This window comes from Nocardiopsis sp. TNDT3 (genome assembly GCF_003427465.1).
In the GTDB taxonomy this organism is placed as follows: domain Bacteria; phylum Actinomycetota; class Actinomycetes; order Streptosporangiales; family Streptosporangiaceae; genus Nocardiopsis; species Nocardiopsis dassonvillei.
The window spans coordinates 1-9,771 of sequence record NZ_QPFC01000200.1; the positions used below are offsets into that span (position 1 = coordinate 1).

7 protein-coding genes and 1 tRNA gene are annotated in these 9,771 nt (G+C 72.5%); 1 reads left to right on the forward strand and 7 read right to left on the reverse strand.

The window, feature by feature from the left end; translation table 11 throughout:
- Nucleotides 1-87: 87 nt before the first annotated feature.
- The 3 genes from DQW06_RS05425 to pruA form a co-directional block, all read right to left on the reverse strand.
- Nucleotides 88-1,020: a Bax inhibitor-1/YccA family protein gene (locus tag DQW06_RS05425; RefSeq protein WP_013151138.1), complete on the reverse strand. Its 933-nt coding sequence runs from the start codon at nt 1,018-1,020 to the stop codon at nt 88-90.
- 249 nt (nt 1,021-1,269) lie between these two features.
- A complete protein-coding gene (locus DQW06_RS05430; RefSeq protein ID WP_013151137.1) occupies nt 1,270-2,196 on the reverse strand; it encodes a proline dehydrogenase family protein in 927 nt (308 codons plus the stop codon).
- Nucleotides 2,197-2,331: 135 nt separating this feature from the next.
- The gene (gene pruA / locus DQW06_RS05435; protein WP_013151136.1) at nt 2,332-3,957 is read right to left on the reverse strand and encodes an L-glutamate gamma-semialdehyde dehydrogenase; all 1,626 of its coding nucleotides are present in this window, start codon (nt 3,955-3,957) and stop codon (nt 2,332-2,334) included.
- Nucleotides 3,958-4,098: 141 nt separating this feature from the next.
- Between pruA and DQW06_RS05440 the strand changes: the two genes are divergently transcribed.
- Complete coding sequence (locus tag DQW06_RS05440; protein ID WP_232832959.1) at nt 4,099-5,934, forward strand: helix-turn-helix domain-containing protein; 1,836 nt, start codon at nt 4,099-4,101, stop codon at nt 5,932-5,934.
- A gap of 104 nt (nt 5,935-6,038) precedes the next feature.
- Here the strand turns inward: DQW06_RS05440 and DQW06_RS05445 are convergent.
- The 4 genes from DQW06_RS05445 to DQW06_RS05460 form a co-directional block, all read right to left on the reverse strand.
- Nucleotides 6,039-6,112: transfer RNA gene (locus DQW06_RS05445), tRNA-Leu, on the reverse strand.
- Nucleotides 6,113-6,240: 128 nt separating this feature from the next.
- Nucleotides 6,241-7,617 (reverse strand): NAD(P)/FAD-dependent oxidoreductase, encoded by a 1,377-nt coding sequence (locus DQW06_RS05450; protein ID WP_013151134.1) that lies wholly within the window; start codon nt 7,615-7,617, stop codon nt 6,241-6,243.
- A gap of 346 nt (nt 7,618-7,963) precedes the next feature.
- Nucleotides 7,964-8,944, reverse strand: coding sequence for a Ppx/GppA phosphatase family protein (locus DQW06_RS05455; protein WP_117198077.1), 981 nt, complete (start codon nt 8,942-8,944; stop codon nt 7,964-7,966).
- Nucleotides 8,941-9,528, reverse strand: a complete 588-nt coding sequence (locus DQW06_RS05460) for a DUF501 domain-containing protein (RefSeq protein WP_013151132.1) — start codon at nt 9,526-9,528, stop codon at nt 8,941-8,943. The genes DQW06_RS05455 and DQW06_RS05460 overlap by 4 nt, the downstream gene beginning before the upstream one ends.
- Between the last annotated feature and the right edge of the window lie 243 nt (nt 9,529-9,771).

Sequence of the window (9,771 nt, forward strand, 5' to 3'; positions counted from 1 at the left end):
CCGGACATCCGTCCGGGCGGCGGCCCCTCGCGTGGGTGTGCGGACGCCGCGGGCGGCCGCGGGAGTGCTCCGCGCGTCGGGCGCGGACTACTCCGCGAAGATCGACTTGATGATCCAGAGCAGGCGCAGGATCTCGATGTAGAGCCAGACCAGGGAGACGGTCAGGCCGAAGGCGAACTGCCAGGCGAACTTGTTGGGGATGCCGGCGTTGAGGCCCTCCTCGATGCCGCGGAACTCGATGGCCAGGGTCAGCGCGGCCAGGACCACGAACACCAGGCCGACGAGCAGGCCGAGCGGGCTGGGCTCGCGCAGACCGATGCCGCCCGCGATGAAGAAGCTGGCCACGAAGTTGACCAGCATCAGGGCCGCGGCGCCGATGACCGCGTACGTGACGACCTTGACGAAGCCGTCGGTCACCTTGATGACGCGGAACTTGTACAGGGCGAGCATCACGGCGAACACCACGACGGTGCCCAGCACCGCCTGGGTCACGAGCGTGCCGCCCGCGCTGGCGTCACCGGTGGTGACCGACAGGCTGTTGGCCAGGATCGCGGAGATGCCGCCGACGAGCAGGCCCTCCAGGGCGGCGTAGCTCAGGATGGCGACGGGGTTGGTGATCTGCTTGAAGGAGATCACCAGGCCCAGCACCAGACCGCCGAGCGCACCCACGAGGGTGAGCACCACGGCGATGCCCGGAGCCGAGCTGAAGAGGAAGTAGTTGACGACGGCGAAGGCCGCGACCACGCCGAGCGTCATACCGGTGCGCACGACCACGTCGTCGATGGTCATCGGCTGGTTGTCGGTGCTCTGCACCGGACCGCCGGGGTAGCCCTGCTGGGGGTAGGGCTGGCCGTACCCCTGCTGCGGGTACGGTTGTCCGTACCCCGGCTGGCCGTAGGGACCCTGCTGCTGGCCGTAGCCGTAACCCGGCTGGCCGTTGAACCCCTGCTGGGCGTGCCCGGCAGGACCGGCCTGCTGGAGCGCCCGCTTGAGGACGGGGTTGGAACTCCGCATCCGCATGTCTAGTCAAGACCCTTTCACGCGTGGATTGCTGCCCACAAGGTAACGTACGCTCCTCATCCGGAGTTCCACGGGCAAGGTCACTGTTCAGACACGGCGCCGCGGCCCGGCCGGGGCCGGCACGCGGCCCTCGCGCGGCGCGTGGGCGCCCGCCCCGCGGACACGCGGGAGGGGGCCGGCGCCCGAGGACACCGACCCCCTCCCCCTCGGCCCGGGCCGCCCGCGGGCGACGGAGCCGTGACGGCCGCGCTAGCCGCGCGTGACCAGGGACCGGGCGAGGAAGAGCACGTTCGCCGGACGCTCCGCCAGACGGCGCATGTAGTAGCCGTACCACTCGTCGCCGTAGGGCACGTAGACCCGCATCCGGTTGCCCTCGGCGGCCAGCCGGACCTGCTCGGCGTCGCGGATGCCGTAGAGCATCTGGTACTCGAAGTCGTCCTCACCGCGGCCGTTGGCGGCGGCCAGCGAGCCGGCGATGGCGATCATGCGCGGGTCGTGCGAGGCCACCATCGGGTAGCCCTCGCCCTCCATCAGCACGCGCAGCGCGCGCACGTAGGCCTTGTCCACCTCGGCCTTGTCGCGGAAGGCCACCGACTCGGGCTCGTCGTAGGCCCCCTTGCACAGGCGCACGCGCGAACCGGCCCCGCTCAGGTCGCGGCAGTCGGCCTCGGTGCGGCGCAGGTAGGCCTGGAGCACCGCGCCCACGAAGGGGAAGTCCTGGCGCAGTTCGCGCAGGATGCCCAGCGTGGAGTCGGTGGTGGTGTGGTCCTCCATGTCCAGGGTCATCGTGGTGCCGACCGCCTTGGCCGCCTCGGCGATCCGGCGGGCGTTGTCCAGGGCGATCTTCTCGCCGTCGCTGTTGAGGAACTGGCCCACGGCCGAGAGCTTGACCGAGACCTCGGCGCGCTCGGCCAGGCCCGCCTCGCCCAGCGCGGCCAGCAGGTCCCGGTAGGCGGTCACCGTCGCCTCGGCCTGGGCCGTGTCGGTGGTGTCCTCACCCAGGAAGTCCAGGGTGACGTGGCGGTCCCGGGTCAGCTCCCCGACCACGGGGAGCGCTTCGTCCTGGGTGGAGCCCGCGACGAACCGCTTGACCATGGCCCGGGTGACGGGGGTGCGCTCGACGATGGTGCGGCAGGTCTGGGACCTGGCGGCGAGCAGCAGGGGTTTGCGAAGCATGGTGACCTCGGGAAAGACGTGCGCGAGCCGGTGGGCTGGCGCGGGCGGGGCGCGGCGGGGTTCGTCCCGGCCGCGCCGGTGGATGCGGGCTGGTTCCCGGGCCCCCTCAGGACGGAAGGGTGCCCGGGCCCCTCGTCAGCCCTGGTGGGGGTAGGAGGAGACCGTCGGCGCGACGAAGGTCTCCTTGATGGCGCGCGGGCTGGACCAGCGGGACAGGTTCTGCGCCGAACCCGCCTTGTCGTTGGTGCCGGAGGCGCGCCCGCCGCCGAAGGGCTGCTGGCCCACGATGGAGCCGGTCGGGCGGTCGTTGACGTAGAAGTTGCCCGCGGCGAAGCGCAGGGCCTCGCTGGCCTTGGCCACGGCGGCGCGGTCCCTGGCCAGGACGGCGCCGGTCAGGGCGTAGGCCGAACCCTCGTCGACGGTCTTGAGGACCTCGTCGAACTTCTCGTCCTCGTAGACGTGGACGGCGACGACCGGGCCGAAGTACTCGGTGCGGAACACGTCGTGGGACGGGTCGGTGCCCTCGATGATGGTGGGGCGCACGAAGTAGCCGACGGAGTCGTCGGCGGTGCCGCCCGCCAGGACGGTCAGGGTCGGGTCGGACTTGGCGTCCTCCAGGACCTTGGCCAGCTTGTCGAAGGCGCGGCGGTCGATGACGGCGCCGACGAAGTTGGACAGGTCGGTGACGTCGCCCATGGTCAGGGCCTCGGTCTCGGCGACGAGGTCGTCGCGGACCTGCTCCCACACCGAGCGGGCGACGAAGGCGCGCGAGGCGGCCGAGCACTTCTGGCCCTGGTACTCGAAGGCGCCGCGCACGATGGCGGTGCGCAGGACCTCGGGGTCGGCCGAGGAGTGGGCGACGATGAAGTCCTTGCCGCCGGTCTCGCCGACGATGCGCGGGTAGGAGCGGTAGTTGGCGATGTTCTCGCCCACGCTCTTCCACAGGTGCTGGAAGGTCCTGGTCGAACCGGTGAAGTGCACACCGGCCAGCTCCGGGTCGTTGAGGGCGACGTCGGAGACGGCGAGGCCGTCACCGGTGACCATGTTGATGACGCCGGGGGGCATGCCCGCCTCCTCCAGCAGGCGCATGGTCAGCTCGGCGGCGAACTGCTGGGTCGGGGACGGCTTCCACACGACCACGTTGCCCATCAGGGCCGGGGCGGTGGGCAGGTTGCCCGCGATGGCGGTGAAGTTGAAGGGGGTGATCGCGTAGACGAACCCCTCCAGGGGGCGCTGCTCCATGCGGTTCCACACGCCCTTGACGCTCAGCGGCTGCTGGGCGATCAGGTCGCGGGCGTAGGAGACGTTGAAGCGCCAGAAGTCGATCAGCTCGCAGGCCGAGTCGATCTCCGCCTGCTGCACGGTCTTGGACTGGCCGAGCATGGTGGCGGCGTTGATGGTGGCGCGCCAGGGGCCCGAGAGCAGTTCGGCGGCGCGCAGGAGGATGGCGGCGCGGTCGTCGAAGGACATCGCGCGCCAGGCGGGGGCGGCGGCCTTGGCTGCGGCGACGGCGTCGCGGGCGTCCTCGTGGGTGGCGTTGCGCATGGTGCCCAGGACCGCGGCGTGGCGGTGCGGCTGCACGACGTCGATGGGCTCGCCGCCGCCCATGCGGCTCTCGCCGCCGATGCGCATCGGCAGGTCGATGCTCCGGCTGCCGAGCTCCTCCAGCTTGGCCACGAGTTCCTCGCGCTCGGCGCTGCCGGGCGCGTAGGACAGAACGGGCTCGTTCTGGGGCAGAGGGACGTTGGTCACGGCGTCCATGGGCACCTTCCCGGTGAAGAATGTCCCTGAAACAAGCAGGGTTGGCTGACTCAACGCTCCCAGAAGCAGGGCGTGCGAACCTTGTGGACCAGGCCACTCTTTGCCCGCCTTATTTGTTCTCCAGGACAAAATGGGACACACATGAGCGACGACCGCCCCGCTTCCGACCCGCGTCCCGCCTCCGGCGGCGGGGCGCCCCGACCGCACCCGCGGCCGGAGGTTCCTCCTGTTCAGGATGGTTCATCCGATGACAGGACCACGGGTCTGCCCTTGCGCGGACTGCTGCTGGCCCTGGGCGACCCCGTCGTGGATGTGGCCGCCGCCCCGGACGGGCTCGATGTCCAGGTGGACAACGTCGTCATCCTCGACCCGGAGGACCGCACGGAGGTGCGCGAGGGGGACCTGGTGCTGCTGATCGGGGCGCGGGGCGCCTCCGCGCGGCGCCTGGTCAGGGCGCTGGCCGAGCGCGGCGCCACGGCCGTCGCGGTCAAGACCAGCGCGCACCCGGCGTCGGAGGAGGCGCCGCCGACCGCCGGGACGCGCCCCGGCCGCCCCCGGCCCGGAGGCGGTGACGAGGCGCGGGCGCTGCGCACCGAGGCGCGGGAGGCGGGGATCGCCCTGCTCGCGGTGCGCCCCGAGGTGCGCTGGGACCAGTTGCAGTCGGTGTGCCGGTCCATCCTGGACGAGGCCCGCCTGACCGCCTCGGAGGACCTGGGCGAGTCCGGCGGCGACCTGTTCTCCATGGCGCAGACCATCGCCAGGCTCACCGGCGGGCTGGTGAGCATCGAGGACGCGGCGAGCCGGGTGCTGGCCTACTCCAGCGGCGCCGAGGTGGACGAGCTGCGGCGGCTGTCGGTGCTGGGGCGGCGCGGCCCGGAGTCGTACCTGGCGCTGCTGCGCGAGTGGGGGGTGTTCGCCAAGCTGCGCGCGGGCGAGGAGGTGGTGCGGGTGGAGGAGCACCCCGAACTGGGCATCAGGCGCCGGTTGGCCGTGGGCATCCACGCGGGACGCCAGCCGCTGGGCGCGATCTGGGTGCAGGAGGGCGACCGGCCGCTGGCCGAGCACGCGGAGGAGGCCCTGCTGGGCGCGGCGCGCACCACCGCGCTGCAGATGATCCGCCAGCGCACGCAGGCCAGCGCGGGGCTGCGGCTGCGCGAGGACCTGCTGTCGAGCCTGCTGGAGGGCAGGATCGACGCCGGAGCGCTGGCCGACACCGTGGAGGTGCACGCCGACCGGGGCGCGCTGGTGGTGGCGTTCGCCCTGGTCGAGGGGTCCGAGGGCGCGGCTGAGGAGCGCCCCGACCGGCCCGAGCGCGAGTTGCGCCGACGCCAGCTGATCGACCTGGTGTCGGTGCACACCGCGGCCTACCGGCGCAGCGCCCTGGTGACCGCGCTGGGCGGTCGGGTCTACGTGCTGCTGCCGGACCTGGCGCGCGTCCGGGAGGGGCGGCGCGGGGTGGAGCGGTCGGTGCTGGCGCTGACCCGCAAGACGGTGGCGGCGGCGCGCGCGGCGCTGGGACTGGAGGTGCGCGCGGCGGTGGGGTCGCTGGTGGAGCGGCTGGGGGACGTGCCGGACTCGCGTGCGGAGGCGGACCGGGTCCTGGACGCGGTGGAACGCTCTCCCGACCGGGGTCCGGGCTGGGACGTGGCGACCATCTCCGACGTGCGCTCGCGGGTGCTGGTCAGCGAGACGCTGGCACGGCTGCGCGAGGACCCGTCGCTGCGGGACCCGCGGGTGAGCCGGCTGATCGAGCACGACCGCGCGGGCGGCGCCGACCTGGTGCGCTCCCTGCTGGCCTACCTGGAGGCGTTCGGGGACGCGCGGGCGGCGGCGGAGCGGCTGCACATCCACCCGAACACGCTGCGGTACCGGGTGCGCCGGGCGGCGTCGGTGAGCGGGATCGACCTGGGGGACCCCGGGGAGCGCCTGTTCACGCAGTTGCAGCTGTTGATGGAGCAGCAGGGGCCGACGCGCTGAGGGACCGACGCGGAGGCCCCGTGGGAACACGGGGCGGCGTCCGGCCCGCGAAACACACGACGCCTGCTCGGTGAGCAGGCGTCGTCGGAGCTGGTTGCCGTGGGTACCCCCGGTCGGACTCGAACCGACACTTGTGACCCTTTTAGGGGGCCTGCCTCTTCCATTGGGCTACGAGGGCGTGGCCCATCATACCGGGCGGGTTGATTGCCCACTTTGACTTGGCTTGGCCGCATTGGGACAGGAAACGGCCGGCTCCCCTCGGGGAAGCCGGCCGTGTCGCGCGCCTGTCGCGTGGGCCGCGCCCGGTCAGCTGACCCGGCGGAGGCGGCCGTCCTCGATCTGCGGGTGGCTGGCCTCCTCGAAGGCCTGGCGGGGCTCGGCCATCTCCGGGAGCGCGGCGTAGTCGCGGCGCAGGAAGAGGGCGAGCGTCCAGTCCGAGAGCACGCGCATCTTGCGGTTGAAGGTCGGGACCGCGAACAGGTGGTAGGACCGGTGCGCGTACCAGGCCAGGCGGCCGTTGAGCTTGATCTTGCCGAACAGCTGGGCGGCGCCCTTGTGGACTCCGAGCCCGGCGACCGCGCCCAGGTTCTTGTGGCGGTAGGCCTTGGGCTCGGTGCCGCGCAGGGCGGCGATCACGTTGTCGGCCAGGACCGGGGCCTGGCGGACCGCGTTCTGGGCGTTGGGCGGGTAGTAGCCGCCGTTGCCGTCCGGCACCTGCGCGTTGTCGCCGCCCGCGAAGGCGTTCTCCACGCCGTTGACGGCCAGGTACTCGCTGGTGTCCAGGTGGCCCTTGGGGCCGAGCGGCAGGTCGCTGGCGGCCACGACCGGGCTGGGCTTGACGCCCGCGGTCCACACCAGCGTGCCCGAGTCGAACTCGGTGCCGTCGCTGAGCTTGATGTGCTGGTCGACCGCCGACTCCAGGAAGGTCTTGAGCCGGACGTCGATGCCGCGGCGGCGCAGCTGGTTGAGCGCCTTGCTGCCGACCTCGGGGCCGACCTCGGGGAGGATCTTGTCAGCCGCCTCGATGAGGTAGAACTGCACGTCCTCCAGGCCGATCGAGGGGTGGTGGCGCACGGCGTCGCGGACCATGTCCTCCAGCTCGGCGATGGCCTCGGCCCCGGCGAATCCGCCGCCGACGAAGACGAAGTTCAGCGCCTTGCGCCGGATGGCCTCGTCGTCGGTGGAGTCGGCGATGGAGAGCTGGTCCAGGACGTGGTTGCGCAGGAAGGCGGCCTCCTCGACCGTCTTGATCCCGATGCCCCACTCGGCCAGGCCGGGGATGGGCAGGGTGCGCGAGACCGCTCCGGCGGCCATGACGAGGTAGTCGTAGGCGAGGGTCTGGGCCTCGCCGACGTTGGGCTCGTAGCGGACCGTGCGGTCGGCGTGGTCGATGCGCACGACCCTGCCGCCCAGGACGCGGACCCGCTTGAAGACCTTGCGCAGCGGGACGACCACGTGTCGGGGCGAGATGCTGCCGGACGCGGTCTCGGGCAGGAAGGGCTGGTAGGTCATGTAGGAGTTGGGGTCGATGACGGTGATCCGCGCCTCGCCCGCCCCGAGCTTCTTCTCCAGCCGCCTCGCGGTGTACATCCCGAGGTAACCGCCGCCGACGATGAGGATGTGCGGGATCTCCGCGTCGTCCCCTCCGCCGTGTACCAGCCGGTAGTTCCTGCTCTCGGTCATCGCATTTCCGCCCTAACGGTTCTTCTGTGTGGCGCCCCTTCCCAGGGGCCGCGAGGTTGTCACGGTCTTCGGTCGCCCGCGCCGTGGTCGCGGCGGGGTGCCGCCCGGGTCGGAGCGGGGTGCTTCGTCCCTTCGCTTGTGCATTCTTTCACAAGCCCCCTCCGACAGAGAAGGTTCACACCGGCTCACCTTCCCACCACTTCCCGCTCCACCCTACCGACGTTTCCGCAGGTCAGAACGGTTGTGAAAGCATTCACAAGGCCCCTGGGGGGTGACACGTCTCACCCGTGGCGCCCTTGCGCGCACCGCGGAAGACGCCCGGTGGGGCGCCCTCCCGCGGGCGGCGTCACACGACCAGGCTCCAGGCCACACCGTCGAGGATGTCGTGCTCACTGGCCGTGAAGGAGTCGGCCCCCGTGCGGGCGAGCACCCGCGACAGCACGAGCGCGCCCGCGCCGATGACGTCCACCCGGCCCGGGTGCATGACGCCGATCATCGACCGCTCCCGCGAGGTGGCCTTGAGCAGCTCCCCGGTGATGCGGTCCAGGTCGGCGACGCCCACGCGGGTGTGGTGGATGCGCTCGGGGTCGTACTCGGGCAGGTCCAGGGCGATACCGGCGACCGTGGTCGCGGTACCCGCGACGCACACGACCGAGGCGGCCTCGCGCAGCGGGACCACCCGCTCGACCTCGTCCAGCGCGGCCTCGATGTCGGCGGTCGCCGCCGCGACCTCCTGCGCCGTGGGAGGGTCGCTGCGCAGGTGGCGCTCGGTCATGCGCACGCAGCCGATGTCCACCGACAGCGACGCGCGGACCAGCTCGCCGTCGTCCCCGGACAAGGCGCCGCCCAGGACGAACTCGGTGGAGCCGCCGCCGATGTCCACGACCAGGAAGGGCGGGGCCAGGTCCTCGCCCGGGCCCTCGGCCTCCAGCTCGGCGGTGGCGCCCACGAAGGACAGCTCGGCCTCGTCCAGGCCGGTGACCACCTCGGGCTCCACGCCGATGATGTCGCGCACGCCGTCGACGAAGACCTGGCGGTTGCTCGCGTCCCGGGTGGCGCTGGTGGCGACCATGCGCACCGCGTCCGGGCCCAGGGCGATGCCGTGCGCCTCGATGGCCTCGGCGTACCCGCGCAGCGCCTCGAAGGTGCGCTCCAGCGCCTGGGGCGCGAACGCCCCGGTCTCGTCCACGCCCTCACCCAGGCGCACGATCTCCATGCGCCGGTCGACGTCGACCACCTGCACCTCGTCCTCGCCCACGTGGACGACGTCGGCGATCAGCAGCCGGACGGAGTTGGTTCCGCAGTCGATGGCCGCGACACCGCTCATGATGCGTTCCCTTCGTCGCCCTCGGGGGCGTCCTCGTCGACACACACGCACGGGCCCCTGTCCCACCAGTGCGGCAGTTCCTCCAGCGCCTCGGCTCCGAAGGGGTTGGTCCCCGGCTCGGCCAGCTCGTGGGCGACCAGTGCGTGCAGGCACTTGACCCGGGTGGGCATGCCACCGGTGCTCTGCATGCCCTCGGGCAGCGGCTCGACGCCGTCCAGGCGCGCCTGCTCGGCCCGCTCGGCCAGGTAGGCCTCGTGCGCCCTGGTGTAGGCGGCCCGGAGTTCGGGCTCCTCCCCCAGGCGCTCCTGCATCCGGCGCATGCGGCCCTCGTTCTCCATCCGGCCGATGGCCGAGGCGGCGCGCGGGCACGTCAGGTAGTACAGGGTCGGGAAGGGCTCGCCGTTCTCCAGCCGGGGCGCGGTGCGCACCACGTCGGGCAGGCCGCAGGGGCAGCGGTGCGCGATCGCGCGTACACCGCGCGGCGGGCGGCCCAGTTGGAGTTCGACGGCGGCGGTGTCGCGCTCGGCGACCGGAGCGGGGCGCCCGGCGGCGTGCCCGGGCGCGGGCTGATCTGCGGAAGTCATGGCGCACCCAGCATAGGGCCGCACACGCACCCGAAGGCGCGGGCGTCCCTGTCGCCCCTCCCGCGCGGAGCCGTCGCCGGGCACGGAACACCCCCGCGTCCCGCGAGTAGGATGGCGGCGCACGGGCCTCAGGCGTCCGTGGCGCCGTCACACCGGTCGGCGCGCGGCGGTGGGGCCTGCCGTCAGCCGACCGCGACGTCCGCCAACGGTCCCTGCGCACCGGCGTTCCGGCTCCCGCGGCCG